The sequence below is a fragment of the Blastopirellula marina genome (assembly GCF_002967765.1).
Classification (GTDB): Bacteria; Planctomycetota; Planctomycetia; order Pirellulales; family Pirellulaceae; genus Bremerella; species Bremerella marina_A.
The window spans coordinates 213,491-231,830 of record NZ_PUHY01000015.1 but is presented as its reverse complement, the minus strand read 5'-3'; the positions used below and the strand labels follow the sequence as shown (position 1 = coordinate 231,830).

At 53.8% G+C, this 18,340-nt stretch carries 9 protein-coding genes; 3 read left to right on the top strand and 6 right to left on the bottom strand.

Translation table 11 applies throughout. The annotated features are described in order from the left end of the window. Window positions 1-15: 15 nt before the first annotated feature. The 4 genes from C5Y83_RS25430 to C5Y83_RS25415 form a co-directional block, all read right to left on the bottom strand. Window positions 16-2,418, bottom strand: coding sequence for a DUF1592 domain-containing protein (locus tag C5Y83_RS25430; protein ID WP_105332611.1), 2,403 nt, complete (start codon window positions 2,416-2,418; stop codon window positions 16-18). A gap of 159 nt (window positions 2,419-2,577) precedes the next feature. Next, window positions 2,578-4,014 (bottom strand): L-serine ammonia-lyase, encoded by a 1,437-nt coding sequence (locus C5Y83_RS25425; RefSeq protein ID WP_261341479.1) that lies wholly within the window; start codon window positions 4,012-4,014, stop codon window positions 2,578-2,580. 156 nt (window positions 4,015-4,170) lie between these two features. Next, window positions 4,171-5,616, bottom strand: coding sequence for a DUF1501 domain-containing protein (locus C5Y83_RS25420; RefSeq protein WP_105333054.1), 1,446 nt, complete (start codon window positions 5,614-5,616; stop codon window positions 4,171-4,173). Between the two features lie 68 nt (window positions 5,617-5,684). Further along, entirely contained in the window at window positions 5,685-8,789 is a 3,105-nt protein-coding gene (locus tag C5Y83_RS25415) for a PSD1 and planctomycete cytochrome C domain-containing protein (RefSeq protein ID WP_105332610.1), read from the bottom strand. A 366-nt stretch (window positions 8,790-9,155) separates the two neighbouring features. Between C5Y83_RS25415 and C5Y83_RS25410 the strand changes: the two genes are divergently transcribed. After that, complete coding sequence (locus tag C5Y83_RS25410) at window positions 9,156-14,078, top strand: c-type cytochrome (protein ID WP_158262515.1); 4,923 nt, start codon at window positions 9,156-9,158, stop codon at window positions 14,076-14,078. Between the two features lie 71 nt (window positions 14,079-14,149). On the opposite strand, the gene C5Y83_RS25405 is transcribed toward C5Y83_RS25410, so the two are convergent. Continuing rightward, window positions 14,150-15,178, bottom strand: a complete 1,029-nt coding sequence (locus C5Y83_RS25405) for an NAD+ kinase (RefSeq protein ID WP_105332608.1) — start codon at window positions 15,176-15,178, stop codon at window positions 14,150-14,152. Window positions 15,179-15,199: 21 nt separating this feature from the next. After that, window positions 15,200-16,201, bottom strand: coding sequence for an SPFH domain-containing protein (locus C5Y83_RS25400; protein WP_105332607.1), 1,002 nt, complete (start codon window positions 16,199-16,201; stop codon window positions 15,200-15,202). 248 nt (window positions 16,202-16,449) lie between these two features. Here C5Y83_RS25400 and C5Y83_RS25395 point away from each other — a divergent pair, with 248 nt between their 5' ends. Both C5Y83_RS25395 and C5Y83_RS25390 read left to right on the top strand, forming a co-directional pair. After that, complete coding sequence (locus C5Y83_RS25395; protein ID WP_105332606.1) at window positions 16,450-17,190, top strand: RNA ligase family protein; 741 nt, start codon at window positions 16,450-16,452, stop codon at window positions 17,188-17,190. Beyond that, window positions 17,187-18,299 carry an AAA family ATPase gene (locus C5Y83_RS25390; protein WP_105332605.1) on the top strand — a complete coding sequence of 371 codons (1,113 nt, stop codon included), beginning with the start codon at window positions 17,187-17,189 and terminating at the stop codon, window positions 18,297-18,299. The genes C5Y83_RS25395 and C5Y83_RS25390 overlap by 4 nt, the downstream gene beginning before the upstream one ends. Window positions 18,300-18,340 lie beyond the last annotated feature (41 nt).

The following is an 18,340-nucleotide window of genomic DNA, read 5'->3' as shown; positions in this document are numbered from 1 at the left end:
TTTCAGTGCAATTTACTAAGGAGCGAGGAATAAATCACTTTCGACGACGGCGTGAATCATTGATTTCAGTCCGTTGTCTTGCTTGGCCGAATCGGCAACTACCTTTTCGACCGTATTACGCTGCCCTAATCCGATGCGCCGTCCCGTGGCGTAGATCAAAAGCTTCTCCGCGATCGCTCGTTTAACAAACGTCTTGTCGCTGACAACAGTCTGACGAAACTCCGTGAAATTCGAACACGCTCGTCCATCAGGCAGTTCACAGTTTGATTCCACATCAAAGCCTTGGCGATAGGTCTTGATGTTCTCAACTTTCTTCCCTTCACCGATTGAGCGATACCAAGCCCGATGCCCACCGATCGCATCGAATTCTTCCAAAGCGAAGCCAACAGGATCGATTCGCTTGTGACAGCTCGCACAGTCCCCGTTGCTCGAATGCTTAGCGAGTTGCTCACGAATCGTCGTGGCTCCACGAATATCTGGCTCCACAGCCGGAACCCCGGGAGGCGGAGGAGGCACTGGACGCCCCAATAACTTATCAGCAACCCAAACACCTCGAATGACCGGCGAGGTAGTCGTGCCGTTGGCAGTGACCTTCATGACGCTGGCTTGTGAAAGGACACCTCCTCGCAAACTGTTTTCTGGCAGCATCACCTTCTGAAAATGTTCGTGCCCTTCTACTTTGGGCAGCCCATAGTGAGCGGCCAAGCGTTGATTGAGAAAGGTCCAATTGGCATCAATAAAACTGGTAACGCTCAGATCTTCTTCCAGTACATGTCGAAAGAAGTGCTGCGATTCGCCAAGCATGGCAGCCAACAGCAGTGGATCGTATTCCGGATAAAGTTTTTTGTCAGGCGTCGTGAATTCGAGATCGTAAAGATCCAGCCACTGGCCCGTAAAATCGCTGACAAATGCTTCACTCTTCGAGTCTTTGATCATCCGCTCGACCTGAGCGTATCGAACGTTGGGATCGCTCAGTTTTCCATCTGCTGCCAGATCGAGAAGTTCCTGATCGGGCATGGTCGACCACAGAAAGTAGGACATACGCGAAGCGAGCACGTAATCGTCCACCACAGGTTCGCTATTGAGAAGCAAAAACCTCGGCGAGCAAAGTACGGCCGTGACTCCTGTCCGAACAGCCTGTTCAAAGGTTCGTCCTGCGGCAAATCGCCCCAAGGCCAATTCCACGAAGGGACGCATCTCTTCGTCCGTAACAGGGCGACGGAAAGCACGCGGAATAAACTCGCGCATGATCCGCTCGATATCCGCTTCCGGCTGGGTCGATTCGACAACGTGATTCTTGACTCCTTTGCGATGTCGCATCCAGATCGACCATTCTTCCTTCATCTGAATGGAATCATGCTCACCGAATAGTTTCTTGGTCGCTTCGGAGGGGAAACTCTGATCGAGAGGTCCGTACGTTTCTACCCAGGCAATCCCCACACCAGGACGTGGTTCGTGTTTATCGCGCCAAGTAATGTGCTCAGGCCAAACTCGCGGTACGACATGAATCGTATCCCCTTCTTTCATCCGGCGTGTAAACTCGATGACGCGGGGCTCTTGGGAGGTTCCGGTTGCGTCAAAGATTCCAACAAAGTCTTGAGTATCTGGACCAAACAAGGAACCAACGTACAGAGCGACCGCCACCGTTCGATCGCTGGGGTCGTGCGGCCAAACCGCGACGCGGCATCGGTAGATTCCATCCTCAATCGGATGAGCGGCATCAATTCTCGCTGGAGGCCAGCCTGGGGTAAACTTGACGAAGGAATCGTCGACCTCAATGACGCCTCCCTTCTTCTTTTTGACTGAGTCGATGTTCTCTTTGAGCGTCATCAACTCTGCGCGGCGTGCCTCAGGGGGCAAAGGTGCAAAGCGTCGAATCGCAGCATCAAAAGCAACGTTGGCAGCGGTCAGATACTCCTCTACCAACACAGAGGAAAAACTGAGGCCTTCCGCGCCCTTATCAAATCCTTGCACACTGCCATCCTCGGGAAGCAAATCAGCCAGGGGGATGTCAATACCGAGCAGGTCATGAACGGTGTTCTCATATTCGAGGCGGTTGAGCCGACGCAGGGCCGTGGGCCGCGTTGTCGATCGAGACAGCGTTTGAATGATCTGACGAAGAACGGATTGCTTTTCCAGATCCTTGGGCTGCGTCTGGTAGTCAGGCGGCATTTCGCCCCGTTCGATCGCGTCGAACACACGAGTCCAGATATGGGTCGTATCGTGTTTGCGACTCGGGAATTCAAGCGAATCGAGCCGGATCTTTGCTTCCTGGGTATCAACGCCATGGCATTCGACGCAATGCGTCGTCAAAAATGCCTGAATGTCACCAGGTTCGGCAGACCGAGCGACATTGATAAGCAGGAAAGCAGCAATTAAGCTCCCAAAATAAGAGAGCGCAAGATGCGAGATTTTCATAGGTCCAGTATATCCACGAGCCCTCGACGTCAGCAAAGAATTGCGTGAACCGACGGACGGTCTTCCTACCTATGCCTAAGTTAGGCATAAGGTTACGGGAAAAGCAGATACACCCCATGGTGACGGCGAATTCGGGCTAAAATGGCGAACGGCTGCTCACTAACACTCACTGATGTTGACCGCCAATCCACCTCTCGAGGTCTCTTTATACCGGGAAGACATGTCTGCCCCGGTTCGTTTCATGACCCGAATCACGCGGTCCAGAGAGACGAAATGAGATCCGTCACCGCGCAAGGCTAAACGGCAAGCGTTGATCGCTTTGACCGCCCCCATCGCATTGCGTTCAATGCAAGGAACCTGCACAAGCCCTTTGATCGGATCGCAGGTCAGACCGAGATTGTGTTCCATGCCGATCTCGGCTGCTTCTTCGACCTGGCGTGGATTACCTCCCCTAACTTCGGTCAGGGCTCCCGCGGCCATGCTGCAAGCGACGCCAACTTCACCCTGGCAACCAACTTCCGCACCGGAGATCGACGCATTCTTCTTATACAGTGCTCCGATTGCCGCCGCCGTCAGAAGGAACTGATGGATCTTCTCAGGCGTTGACTCGGGACAGAAACGATCGAAGTAGCACAATACGGCTGGGATAATTCCCGCCGCCCCATTGGTCGGTGCCGTCACCACACGCCCGCCCGCAGCGTTTTCTTCGTTGACCGCAATTGCGTAAAGATCGACCCAGTCGAGAATATTCAGCGGATCACGCATGTTTGCTTCGGGTCGGCCAGTCAACGTCTGAAACAAACTTGGTGCCCGACGACGCACGTTCAAGCCGCCAGGCAAGATACCTTCGTTGCGGCAACCTCGTTCAACGCATGCTTGCATTGTCTCCCAGATTTTTTGCAAGCCATCATGGATCTCCGTCTCCGAGCGAAATGCCTTTTCGTTTTCCCAGGCAATTTGACTGATACCACAGCCATTCTGTTCAGCCAGTCTTAATAGCTCGGCTGCAGAGCTGAAGGGAAACGGCACAGCAGAAAGTGGGTGTTGAATCGCTTGACTTTCGCAGCCCTCTTGAATCACGAACCCGCCACCAATCGAAAAGTACGTCTCATTCGCAAGCGGTTCGCTTGAGTCTCGCGAAGAAAATGCACGAAATCGGAGTGCGTTCGGATGCCCTTCGAGGAAGGTCTTTCGATGGAAGAGCAGGTCCTCTTTCTCCACAAACGAGATCACGCGCTGGCCAGCAAAATGCAGTTGATTCTGTCGGCGGATGACCGCTAATTTTTCGGCGACAGATTCGGGATCGATTTGATCGGGGACTTCCCCTTGGAGCCCCATCAATACCGCGATGTCAGTTGCGTGACCGATCCCCGTTAAGGCCAACGAACCGTACAGATCGACTTCCACGCGTTGGACGGCATCGAGTTGACCTCGCTCGCTCAGCTTAGCCAGAAACATCTCGGCGGCCCGCATTGGGCCCACACTGTGGGAACTGGAAGGACCGATGCCGATTTTGAACAAATCGAACACCCCAACGTAGGGCTGTTCAATAGAGTTTTCTGGGGAAGTGATCGTTTCAACAGACTTCGACGGCACAACTAATTCCTACAAAACGAAAGACGACTGGCATCTAGGAATTGTTGCTTATCGCGCAGAACTCGTGAAGGGGAAATCACGCGGATCGAGCATGATTCACCTAACATTCGTGCGGCCTGATCATTCTTTGGCCAGCGGACCGCCGGACGGAGCGGGTCAGCTTAGAAGTTCGTGCATGACCTTCCCATGGACATCCGTCAAACGGAAGTAACGACCTTGAAAGCGGTAGGTCAATCGCTCGTGATCGATTCCCAACAGATGCAGCATGGTGGCATGCAAATCATGTACATGCATCGGGTTCTCGACCACGTTGTAGCAGACGTCGTCGGTCTTGCCATAGGTCATGCCACGCTTAACGCCGGCTCCGGTCATCCAGATCGAGAAGCATCGTGGGTGGTGATCGCGCCCGTAGGTTTCGGCGTTGAGTGTTCCTTGGCAGTACGACGTTCGACCGAATTCACCACCCCAAACCACCAGTGTATCTTCCAACATGCCGCGCTGCTTCAGATCGTTGACCAAGGCCCTGGTGGGCTGATCGGTATCTTGGCACTGGCCGGGCAACTGCTTGGGCAGCGTGAAGTGCTGATCCCAGCCCATATGAAATAACTGCACAAAGCGAACGTCTCGTTCTGCCAACCGGCGCGCCAATAGGCAGTTGTAAGCGTAAGTGCCGCGTTTGGTCACGTTCGGTCCGTAAGCATCCAATACATGCTGTGGCTCGTCCGAGAAGTCGGTGAGCTCTGGCACCGAGGTCTGCATGCGGTAAGCCAGTTCGTACTGTTGAATGCGAGTATGAATCTCAGGATCGCCGTATTCATCCAATTTTTGTTGATTCATCCGAGCCAAATCGTCCAGCATCCGTCGCCGAGCAACCGGATCAAGCCCGGCTGGATTACTGAGGTAAAGCACTGGGTCTCCGACACTCATCAGCTTCACCCCGGCGTAGGTCGACGGAAGAAAGCCACTTCCCCAGAGTCGATCGTAAAGGGGCTGACAGTTGGGTCGGCCGGTACCCCGTGAGACCATGGTAATGAAGGTCGGCAAGTTGTCGTTGCTCGTTCCCAGACCATAGTGGAGCCAGGCACCGAAGCTCGGACGACCTGGTAATTGATTGCCTGACTGAAAAAACGTCATCGCCGGGTCATGATTGATCGCCTCGGTCTGCATCGAGCGAATCAGGCACATATCGTCAGCTAAGGTCGAGATGTGGGGTAAGAGCTCACTCCCTAGTTCAATACCCGACTTGCCACATCGCGTGAATTTGTAGCGTGATCCGGCCAAAGGAAATGACTTCTGGCCCGCTGTCATGCCCGTGACGCGCTGCGTCATTTCGACAAAGTCACCCAGCTCTTTCCCTTCGTTTTCTCGCAGCACTGGCTTAGGATCGAATAGCTCTTGTTGTGACGGTGCGCCACTCTGAAACAGGTAGATAACACGTTTCGCTTTCGGGGGAACGTGATACTGTGTCAGCGCCCCGCCACGGAGCGAGCTCTCCACCTCGTTTGTGTCCGCGTTTGCCTCCCGCCCCATCAACGAAGCGAGTGCCGCCATGCCGACCCCAGAAGCCGTTCGCCCGAAAAAGTGGCGACGGGTTAACATCATCCGGCTTTCGCTGGCATCATCGAATGGTTTCACAGGTATTTCCTTAGATCTGGACGACTGGCACTGGACTACTCGACGGTAACAAACTCGTCCAAGTTCAAGATCAAATGTGCTACAACAGTCATGGCCGCGTGATCTATTGAATCGAGCGACATGTCGCGTGGCGACTTCCCCGTGGAAAGAAGCTTTTCCGCGTCGTCTGGTTGCTGGGCAAAATGTTGGCGGAAGAAGTTCAGATTCTCGGCCAAGATCGTCAGCGATGACTCATCCGAATCATGAGCAGTTGCCAGTTGCATCATTTGTTGAAGCTGCTCGCGATCCGACTTGGCTCCCGACTTCAATACTCTCTGAGCTAAATTGCGGGCGCACTCAACGAACGTCTGATCGTTCATCAAAACCAACGCCTGAAGCGGCGTGTTCGTTCTAGGTGCTCGCACATTGCAAACTTCGCGTCCGCCAGCGTCGAAAATAGTCTGACGAGGAGGATTCACAGCACGCTTCCAGTAGGTATACATGCTCTTGCGATAAAGATCGCTTCCCTTCCCTTCCACGTAGCGTTGATTGGCACTGGCCGCTACAACAGTCCATAAGCCGTCTGGCTGATAAGGCTTGACCGAAGGGCCTCCAACCTCGTCACTCAGTAGTCCACTGGCTTGCAACGCGATATCGCGAATCGTGAAACCATCAGCACGGAAGCGAGGCCCGCGAGCAAGCAGGCGATTTTCCGGATCCAACTCGTTCAGCTTCGCCGAGTGCACCGACGACTGACGGTAGGTTGCACTGGTCACGATCAATCGATGCATCGCTTGGACATCCCAGCCTGATTCGATGAACTCGACCGCTAACCAATCCAACAGATCGGGATGGCTAGGCATTTCTCCCTGTAGACCGAAGTCGTCGACCGTCTTTACCAATCCTCGGCCAAAATGTTCTTGCCAAATACGATTCACAATTACCCGAGCGGTCAACGGGTTCTCGCGCGAAACGAACCACTGGGCCAGTTCCAAGCGATTGGATGGGGGGGGCATGTCTTTACTGTTCAGCAGTTCCCGCGGGACTCCCCGGCTCAGCGGATCGTCCTTCACCGGTTCGTTGTATTGCCCTCGATCCAGCAGATAAATCGGAGTCGCATCTCCTTCTCGCTCGCGCATTACCATGACACCGACTTCGGGACCTGCTTGCTTGCGATAGGCTGCCTCTGCCTTGGCCAGCGACTGCTTCGCTTCTCGAAGTGGTGGATCGAACGTCTCGTAATACGCGCCGATTGCTTTTAGATCTTGCTCACTACGCTTCTCAGCCGGTTTCGACAAAGCTGCAATTGCTGTCGCATGTTTGTTCTCTGCTTCCACCTTGCCGGCTTCCGGATGGTCTGACAACTCGATTTGAAGCTTACCAATTACATGGTTGGCATATTGGCTGTCATAACGGAGCTCTAGGACAAACGGCTTGCCAGGTTTGACCTGAATTGGTTTCGCCAAACGAACCATCGCCGCAACAGGCTCGGCCTTAACATTGTTGCCAAAGACAGCCCAACCGGAACTTGGGTTTTGGTCAATCACGTTGGCAACAGGAAAGCCCTCTTGCTCGAACGTTGCCGAAATCGAATCGAGCGGAACCGGCACACCTTCATACATTAACGAAAGATTCGTAAGCACGAAGTTGCCGTTCACGCTTGGGGCAAGCTGACGAGGGCGAGCGAAGGCTGGATCGACCAAGGCGGTTAACTTCACCGCAGTCAGCCGTTCGATTGTCGGAGTGATAATCAACTCGTGCGTGATGTTTGCCCCTTTCTTACCAGGGGAAAACTGTACGGTCTGGTCTTCGTTGACAATCAAGCCGCCATCGCCAGTTAACTTGGCATCGCCGATCGAGGCTCGCTGCCAGGCAACTTGCTCCTCCCCACTCGGCGGACGATAAGCACTTACCCAGGCCTCTTGCCGTTTCGGCAGTCCAGCTTTCGCGTCAGCCAATTTTGCTTGAGCATGGTGCAATTCCTTCTGAACTTCTGGATCGATCTTAGCCAGCGGAGAAGTTGTTTTGAAAATCGGATTGGCCTGGGTACCACGCCCAATCCCCGATTCGCCGATGTTATTGAAGTAGCCATAAAATTGGTAAAACTCGCGTTGGCTGATCGGATCGTATTTGTGATCATGACACCGACAACACCCCATCGTCAGCCCTAACCACACCGTCGAGGTTGTCTCAACCCGATCGATAACATTCTCGACGCCAAACTCAGCAGCCAGCGCACCCGCTTCGCCATTCTGGCGATGATTGCGATTGAATGCAGTGGCCAGTCGTTGCTCTGGTGTGGCGTTGGGCAGCATGTCGCCAGCAATCTGCTGAATCGTGAACTGATCAAACGGCATGTTCTCATGCATGGCCTTGATCACCCAATCACGCCAGGGCCAATTGGTTCGCTCGTTGTCGTTCTGGTATCCGTCGGTATCCGCATACCGAGCCGCATCGAGCCAGCGGAGGGTTTGTCTCTCGGCATAGTTCATCGAACCCAGCAGGTCGTCGACTGCGTTGCGATAACCCTTCTCCGTCGGATCAGCGGCGAATCGAGATTGCAATTCTGCTGATGGAAGCAAACCGGTTAGTGTGAGGGCCGCGCGGCGTAATTGCCACTGTGGGTCGGCGGCCGGCGACGGAGAAATATTTTTTTCGATTAGTCGTTTCGCAACAAACGCATCAATCGGATTCTGCGACCAGCGCTGTTTAACTTCGTTCGGCCAATCCGAACGAGCAATCTCATCGAGAGGCACGTCTGCCCTTTGGGGAATATCAAATGCCCAATGACCTTGGTACGGCGCCCCTTGTTCGATCCAACGATCAAGGATGCGTTTCTCTTCCTCCGATAACGACCGGTTGCTATCTGGGGGTGGCATAACGCTCGATTCATCGTCGCTATGAATTCGCGCGTGGAATTCGCTGGCAGCGAGATCGCCAGGCACAATGGCGAAATAACCGCCGAGATCGGCCCGAAGATTCTCCTCGGTATCCATCCGAAACTCGGAGTCCTGGTTGCCCGAATCGGGGCCATGGCAGTGGAAGCAGCGATCCGACAATATCGGACGCACTTGGCTCCGAAAGTCAACCAGATCTTCTGCATGGGCACCACTTGCGATGCACAATACGAGGCCGATCGCACCAATGGGAAACAATGCCATGATAGGAGGTCGACGTAGGTTCAAGGTACGCAGCCCCTTCTTTTGGGAAGTTGTTTTCGAAGACAAACCGAATACATCTGTACCGATGCCAGGTTTAAACTACGGGGATCCGAAACAGAAACGTCTTCGGTAAGGTTTTTAGGGTGGGAAGTTAGTAGCAAACAGCCGATTTCTCGCGAATGGAATCATGTGCTCTTGCCACAGTAAACTTAGTCTACCATAGTTGGGCTCTGCGCAAAATCGTTTCTTTTTGATTCCCGCTCAGCTCTGGTCGTCAGCATCAACACGGGTTAGTATTGAGCTTGTCCCACCTGAATGCGGTCCCTACTGCTCCTACTTCTCACCCTCCCCAGAACCAAGGTACCCATGAGAACTCTCATTCTTGCTCTGCTGGTCTCGGCTAACCTTTTCGTGGCGCCCGATACTCATGCTCAAGCGTTGAAGCTCAATAAGGGAGATCACATCTCAATCATCGGCAATACCACTGCCGATCGAATGCAACATCATGCTTGGCTCGAGACGTACGTCCACGCATTGCACCCTGAATTGAATCTGACGTTTCGCAATCTGGCATTTCCTGGTGATGAACTCAAAGTTCGCCCCCGCGAAGATAACTTTGGCAGCCCAGACCAATGGCTGGCCAAGAATGAAACCGACGTAATTTTCGCTTTCTTTGGTTACAACGAAGCCCTCAAAGGGCCCCAAGCCGTCGCCAGCTTCAAGAAGGATTTGCGAGAAACAATTGATGGAATGCGTGCTCAGCAATACAACGGCGAGTCCGCACCGGAGATCGTAATGTTCTCCCCAATCGCTCACGAGAACCTTTACAACCGTCATCTGCCGGATGGATCGAAGAATAACCCCAACTTGAAGCTCTACACCGAAGCAATGAGAGAAGTGTGCGAACAGAAGGATGTACTGTTCGTCGATCTATTCACGCCCACACAAAAGCTCTACGCCGATGCGAAGACGCCGCTCACGATGAATGGCATCCATCTCCTCGATCATGGCAATCAAGCCGTGGCCGAAGTGATTGTTCCCGAGTTGTTCGGACAGCAAGCTCCCTCAGCTGACTCAGCAGAGGTCAAAAGGCTACGGGATGCCGTTCTCGAAAAGAACTATTATTGGTTCAGTCGATATCGCGTGGTCGACGGTTACAACGTCTTTGGTGGTCGCTCGAAGCTTGCTTGGTTCGGTCAATCAAACGCCGACGTCATGAAGCGCGAGATGGAAATCTTTGACGTCATGACCGCCAACCGCGATGCCCGAGTCTGGGCGGTCGCCAAAGGTGGCGACTTGGAAGTCAAAGACGATAACATCCCGGAAGAGTTGGTTGTCAAATCGAATCGCGACGGCGACAAGCCCGACGGTAGCTTCTCGTATCGATCCGCTGAAGAGGGGCTCGAGCAGTTGAAACTGCACGATGGGTTGGAAGCCAATATCTTTGCCTCGGAAGAGATGTTCCCTGAGTTGATCAACCCTGTCCAAATGGCGGTTGATCCGAACGGCAATTTATATGCCTCCGTTTGGCCAAGCTACCCTCACTGGAATCCGACTCAGCCCCGCACCGATCGCATTGTCTGCCTCCCCGATGAAAACCAAGATGGCGTAGCAGATCGCTGCGTTGTTTTCGCCGATGGCCTGAACAGCGTGACCGGGTTCGAGTTTTGGGGAGGTGGCATGCTGGTCGCCGCGCTTCCCGAACTGTGGTTCCTGAAAGATACCGATGGTGACCTGAAAGCAGACGTGAAGATTCGTGTGCTGCAAGGCCTTTCCAGTGCGGACTCGCATCACTCGGCCAATGCGATGGTGCTTGGCCCCGACGGATGGATCTATTGGTCGCGCGGTGTGTTCAACGTCGCCACGATGGAAACCCCCACGCAAACCTATCGCTCCACTCGAACAGGCGTTCACCGCTTTAACCCGCGAACCTTCGAGATGGAGTTCCACTATCCCATCGGCCCCAATCCACACGGTGACGTTTTTGACCGGTGGGGCTACCAGTTCGCCAACGATGGCACCTCAGGTACCGGTTCCTATGTGAACATCGGTAAGGGAATTGGCAACAAGCAGTGGTTCGAGAAGCGGGTTCGCCCGGTCGCTGCAACCGGCATTCTGTCTAGCAGCCACTTCCCGGAAGAATTGCAAAACAACTTTCTGATTTGCAATTGCATCGGTTTCCTGGGCGTGCTGAACCATGAAGTCCAGTACGACGGTGCCGACATCACGTGTAAGGAAGTCGAACCCATCCTGGTTTCAGCCGATCCCAACTTCCGTCCCAGTGATGTTGAAGTTGGCTCAGACGGAGCACTTTATGTCGCGGACTGGGCGAATGCCTTGATTGGGCACATGCAGCACAACATGCGTGACCCAAACCGTGACCATCAGCACGGTCGCATCATCCGTGTCACGGCTGCTGGTCGCCCGCTCTTGAAACCAGTTCGTTTGAAGGATAAGCCATTACCGGAGGTTCTCGCGGCGTTTTATGCCAAGGATAATGCGACGCGTTACCGGGCAAGAATCGAACTCAGTGGCCGCAATTCGGAAGAAGTCCAGTCGGCGATCTCTGAATTCGTGGCGGCTAAAGATGTGAACGACCCTGACGATGCTCAAGCGATGCTCGAATGCTTATGGGCTCTAGAAGAACACCGCATGCCGAACATCGACCTTGTGAAAACCGTCTTCCAAGCGTCTGAGCCACGTGTTCGTGCTGCTTCCATCCGCACGCTGGGACATTGGGCTGGATCGGTCGAAGATTGGGAAGAAACTCTTCTCGCTGCCGCATCCGACGAATCCCCGCTGGTCCGCGCGGAAGCGATTAAAGCTGCCGTTGAGTTCCCTGGTGCAGCGTCTGCCGAAGTTATCTTCGAAGCCGCCACACATCCGATGGATGCCGAATTGACGAACGTTTTGAAGTATGCTCGCAGCCGGATCAATGTCGATCAGATGATCGTCGAAGCGGTTCGTTCCGGTCGCAAGCTTTCCCCGGCGGCTACCAGCTACGCGCTGGAGAAGGCCAGCACTGACTTGCTCTTGAAGCTTGATCGGAGTGATGCTGTTTATCAGGCAATCCTCAGCCGTAGTGGCGTGCCAACGCAATATCGTCAGGAAGCCTTACGTGCTTTAGCTTCTCAGTCTGGCAGTAGTTCCATAGTTCCCGAACTTCTAACTTGGATTACCACGGCAGACAACCAAAACCTGGCTAGTCTGAATGACCTGGCTCAGATGCTACCAAAGTCGAATCCTACCGAACTGAAGACTTCTTCTTCAGAGTTGGCCAAACTCGCTGCGGCAACCAAGACTCCCTTGGTTCGTCGTGCCGTCTATCAGGCTTGGATTCTCGCAGGTGGTGCGGACGCGGCTTGGCAACAAGCTTCCCAATCCCATGCCCTGATGGCCGATCTGCTGCGAAGTGCCAAACAGGTGAGTAACTCGGATGCTGCCGCACCACTGCTCACTAAGATTCGTCCGTTAATGTTTGAGCTGCCGGAGAATCTGCGTCCAGAAAGTAAATCGGTTGCCCTGGATGGTCCAGCGGTTGCGTTTGATCATTACGCACCTCACCCGGCTCAAAACGTCGCCATTGAAACCCTCAACGCGGTTAAGCCGACGCTATCTGGGCGGATGGATAACTTCAAAAAGTACGTCCCCAAAGGAAAGCAAGACGAGTTCGCCACAAAGATGACGACCGCCGTGATGATTCCTGTGGCCGGGAACTATAAGTTCTACATCGCGTCAGACGATGGCTCGCGGCTCTATCTCAACGGTGCGGAACTGATCAACAACGACGGTCTGCACGGAATGGTCGAACGAAGTGGCGCTGCCAGTTTGTCGGCGGGCCCGCACGAGTTGATCGTCACTTACTTCGATAACGGAGGTGGTGACGGCCTGCGAGTGATGTGGGAAGGTCCTGGCATCAAGAAGCAGCCAATTCCAACTTCCGCTTTACGTCCTGCCGGTCAGGTCGACTTACGAGTTGCCGCAATTGAAGCGGTTACCACTTGGCCTGGCCAGGTGAAGCAGAAGGTTGAAGACTTTGCGATGCTCAGTACCTCGGGCGATCTATCCGACGAAGGTTTAAAAGCCCTTTCGACGCTGCCACCTGAAACGGTCGCCGAGACCCTCTCGGCAAGTGCTCGTGATGCGGTTTTGGCGTCACTTGTGACGCTGGCTCAAGATGCTAGTCCAGTTGAAAAGCAATCGGATGCGTACGCCGCATTGCTGACGCTGGGCGATACGTTGGTCGCCAAGACGACGACTAACCGAAATCAGCTTTCTAAGTCCCTGGTTGACTTGCGAAATAGTATTCCTGTGAAAGCTGATCCGAAAGTGATGGCCCTCGGTAAAGAAGTGTTCACCCGCGAAAGCCACTGTGCGACCTGTCATCAGGTGCACGGCCAGGGGATGCCGAACCTTTATCCGCCCATCGACGGAAGCCTCTGGGCGACCGGCTCCGAAGATCGCTTGATCGCACTGGCACTCGACGGTATGCATGGCACGATTGAGGTGAAAGGGAAGACGTATAGCTCCCCACCACTTCCACCAATGACCGGCTTCCGCCAACTGCTCAACGACGAAGAACTCGCCGCTGTGCTGACCTATGTCCGTAACTCGTGGACGAACCGCGCGAAACCGATTGAACCGAGTCAGGTCGCTAAGATTCGCTCGATCGATCGTGGCGACGCGACGTTCTGGCACGTTAACGATCTGATGGCCAAATACCCACTGGAAGATGGTCGTAAGCCAATCGAATCGCAAGGCGATCAGTGGGTGCCGAAGTTTGTCGAAGAATGGAAGCTGGCCGATGTCGACCCGAAGAAAGTTCAAGCCACACCACGTAACTTCGCCGTTGGTCAAATTTACTTCAACCGGCTCGGCTGTGCCCAGTGTCATTCGATGAACGACAAGGGAGGTAACTTTGGTCCCGACCTGTCGAAACTGACAGCCGAGAAGAAAACGGCCTCGCATGTACTCGAGTCGATCCTCGATCCATCGAAGGACATTGACGAAAAGTATCGCATGCAGACGATTCTAACGATCGACGGCAAGGTGGTATCTGGATTAGTCGTAGCCGATAACAAGGACGAGATTCGCCTGGTTACCGATCCGCTCAATCCCAACAAGCCAACGATCATCAAGAAGGAAGACATCGAAGACCAATCCGCCACGGCCACCACCATCATGCCCAGCGGCATGATGAACTGGTTGACCGAAGAAGAAATCTACGACCTGACTGCATTTGTGCTCTCTGGCGGAGATTCTAAGGATAAGATGTTCCAGGCGAAGTAAGACAATAGCCTGCGGAATAGTGAACCATGAAAGCCCCGGTCGAAGCCCGTTTGACCGGGGCTTTTTCGGTATTATCCAACCACCAGTCGCGCTCGCTGATCGGAAACCGTGATCGTGGCGATGTTACCACTGTTGAATTCAATAAAGTCATCTTCGACTCCGTCCGAGAAGATTATACCGTTGGTGGGCATCTGGGAACCGATCACCAGTTCTTCCTGATCGTTGATCATCCCCATCACATTATCTGCAGACGAATGGCGACTCATAAACGGTTCGCGTACGGTCCACATCAGCTTTCGATCATCGCGGGTCAAGGACAACCGCGGCACTTCTTTTCCGGTCACATACTGGCTGATCCCGGCTGCCATGTTGAAGACGGAAGACATCCAGCCGGTTGCACCAGAACCGGTCGATACTAAGACGCCACTGGACGATTGCGGTTCTCGGCTTCCGCCTGACTCTAACGTATAACGGGCCGATGCGTGCGTACGGCAACCAACGAAAAAGTCGTTAAACGCCAACATTCGCTGTCCCGAGATTGTATTAACCTCAGCCAACGTGACCTTCTCGATTCGTGCCTTCTGCTTGATGGTTCGTAGCACGGCCGCCCGAGCTTCCGACACGTGAAAGGGGAGCAAAACACCGTCATATCGCCTCGGTTCTGGATTCACCCCAATCACCGGCAGATCGCCCACATACTTGGCGACGTTCGCTACGAGTCCATCCTGACCAATCACCACCACGGCTAGGCAGCGATCAAAATCAAAGTTGGGGACATAACGCCGATCGACTTCCCGCACCGGAACATCGACATCCAACTCTTGCATCAGCTTTCGGAGCGATTGCTGGTATGTCTCGTCCTCCTCTTCATAAGCGGAGTGATCGGTTAATTCCTCGGCAGATGCTTCCATTAATAGGAAATCATCATCCGAGACATCGACTCCCTTCGCAGAATATGCTTTTCGCCGTCGCTCCACTTCATGATCGACGGCGGCTTCCATCAGAAAGTCGGCTTGGCTTGCTGTTCCCCAACGCTGCTTCAAACCGGCCAGCCGTGTCTCGCGCGTGATCACAGCGATCATCTTCGTCCCAGCGTACATAGCACATTCCTCCTCGATGGACTAGCGACGTCGATTCCCTTTGGCCGGCTTGCTTCCGTTACTTTGCTCTTGCTCACCCAATAGTGTCGACAAGAGATCAGGCGAGATATTCAAATTGCCCACCTTGTCGGCGTTGTCTGCCAAATCGCGGAATGCCATCGCGATCATCTGGTTGGCATCAAGTCCCCCTGGAGCAGCCGCCAACAACGTTCGCCAGTCGATCTCTTTCAACGGATCGAGCATGGCTTTCAATGCATCCGCTTTCGCACTGGCTTCCTTCCGTTCGTTCTCGATACGGTTGTCGACCAAGGTCGCTCGCTCTTGCTCGATCGCGATATCGGCTTGCAGTTTCGTTTCCCGCACTTGGCGTTGTTTCTGCTCGACGGCGATTTCAGTATTTAGCTCGTTTTCCTTGATCTGACGTTCGAGTTCGACAGCCGTATTACGTCGAGCGTAAATCGCTTCGTCTGCTTCCAAAAGCAATTTCTCTCGCGCCTCAGCCTGAAGTGCTTTCGCCATCTCAGGGGTCGCCTTGATTGACAATACCGCCAAGTTGATCACCTCTACCCCCAGCATGGCCACCGCCGGCGATTCGGCTAGTTGGGCAAAGACCTGCGCCACGAGCTCGTCGCTGCCGACCAGCAGTTCACGCAAAGTCTTACGAAGCGTGAACGCTCGCGCGAGAGTCTGGGTCGTATGAATAAGCCGATCACTCAGCTTCGACGGATCTTCCGAACGATACCGTCCTCGGCCATTGACGCTGAAATCGAGAAGCGAGGCCAACTTGCCTGGATTGTTGACGCGAAAGGTCAGCTCACCTTGGATGGTGGCGTCTTGAAAGTCGGACGTCACCTCGTTGAAGACAAAAGGAACGTCCGTACTGGCCAGCGGAATCTGTACCAGCGTGGCATTCGGTGCGAAATAGAAGAATGATAGCCCCGCCCCCTCACACACCGGCTTTCCTTTTCGGAAGAGCATTACGTATGTCGTCGGAGGCGATTGAACGTAGCCAATCCCCAACATGATTCGGGTTCCTTTCAAGATGAGATTTGCGGCTTCTCATTCTGCCGCTACAGTTAGTGTATAGTTTACACCACCAAGGTCAATTGTTTTGTTTAAGAAATCGAAGTAGAACGAACTTGCGAAGATTCTGCGCAAATGAATGTGAACCTTTCTTATTGTTGTGGCGTCCTTTTCAGCTACCTTCTGTTAAGAAAACTAACCGCTTCGTCAGAGAATCGCTGTTTCGCCCAGAGCGAGAGGAGCCCCTCATGGGCACATCATTTGGCAATTTCGTGAAGTATCCGCGGACGCCCCACCTTTTTGGTTCACGCGGTACGGACGACGACAAACACATGTCGGAAGCGGACTCTTTGCGCTTTCTGGCGGACGAATCGCTGATCGTAGAGGAGAAGCTGGACGGTACGAATGTCGGTATTCACTTTTGCTCAACCGGCGAGTTGGTCCTTCAATGTCGCGGGCATCTGATTACTGAAGGAATGCATCCTCAGTACGACCTGTTCAAGCAGTGGGCCGCCGTCAAGCGAAACACGCTGGAAGATCGCTTGATGGACCGGTACATTCTGTTCGGAGAGTGGGTATACGCTCGGCATTCGGTTGCGTATCGTTGCTTGTCGCATTACTTCTTTGAGTTCGATATTTACGACAAAACGAAGAGCGCGTTTATCGATCTCGAACAGCGATTAGGCATCCTGGCAGGAAGCGGAATCGAAACCGTCCCAGTGGTTCATCGTGGAGCCGTATCTCGCAAGACGCTGACCGAGTTGGTAGGACCATCGCAATTCGAGAGTGTCTTCGAGAATCCGGTGACTGGTCAGATCGACAATGTGATGGAAGGAGTTTACCTCCGCACCGAGGCAAGCGGTACGGTCACAGCTAGAGCAAAATGGGTTCGTCCTGAATTCACCGAAAAAGTCAAACAAAGTATCCATTGGCAACAACAGACGATGGTTCCCAATCAACTTGCGAATGGTGTCGATATTTGGTCATGAAATGGAGCCAGTTACAATCCGCTTCGATCAAGTCGATCATCGGCTGGGCATCCACCCAGCCTTGGTGCGCGGCCATGCAAGAATGCGCGCAAGATGCCAAGTGGCATAGCGAAGGGGATGTCTGGACACATACCCAGATGGTCATGCACGAACTCCCGCAGCTGGAATCATGGAGCGATCTTTCGTCCCACGATCAAACGGTGCTCATCTTCACAGCGCTCTTTCACGATGTCGCCAAGCCGCTCACGACACAGGTCGATCCTCTAACCGGTAACATCATTTCGCCGAAGCATGCCGTCAAAGGCGAGCATCTTGCTCGGACGATTTTACGAGAATGCGGCTGTGACTTGACGACACGGGAAGAGATTGCCCGAATGGTACGGTATCACGGCCGGCCGGTATTTCTGATGCATAAATCAGATCCGACGCGTGAGGTCGTTCGTCATTCGTGGTTGGTAAACAACCGTCTGCTTTACCTCTTCGCGCTCGCCGACTTCCGTGGTCGCTGCGCGAAGAAGAAAACTCGTTCGGAGGAAGACCTTCATTTCTGGAAGATTGCTTCCGAAGAAGCTAGTTGTTATGAGCGCCCGTATCCGTTTGCCAGTGATCATGCTCGGTTTCTGTTTTTCCATCAGGATAAACCGAATCTGCATTACGTACCGCATGAGGATTTCTCCTGTCGCGTCACCGTGATGGCGGGGCTCCCAGGCAGCGGCAAAGACCGATGGTTGGCGATTCATCGTAGCGAGCTGCCGGTTGTTTCGCTTGACGAAATCCGAGGCGACCTCATGATCGATCCGACCGACAATCAGGGCAAAGTCATTCAGCGAGCTCGGGAAGCGTGCCGCGAGCACCTGCGTGCTGGTACGTCGTTCGCGTACAACGCCACCAACACCATGCACCTGACGCGAGGTCGTTGGCTCGATTTGTTTGCGGACTACGCTGCTTGGATCGAGATCGTTTACGTCGAGCCTCCACTTGATGTCCTTTTCCGCCAAAACAAGTCGCGCGAGACGGTTGTGCCAGAGGCGATCATTCGCCGCCTGGCCGACCGGCTGGAACCGCCAACCTGGGCCGAAGCGCATCAATTGACCTTAGTGGACGGCTGACCACCCATATGTTGGTCAGCCTCTTTTTGATCTTTCGCCGA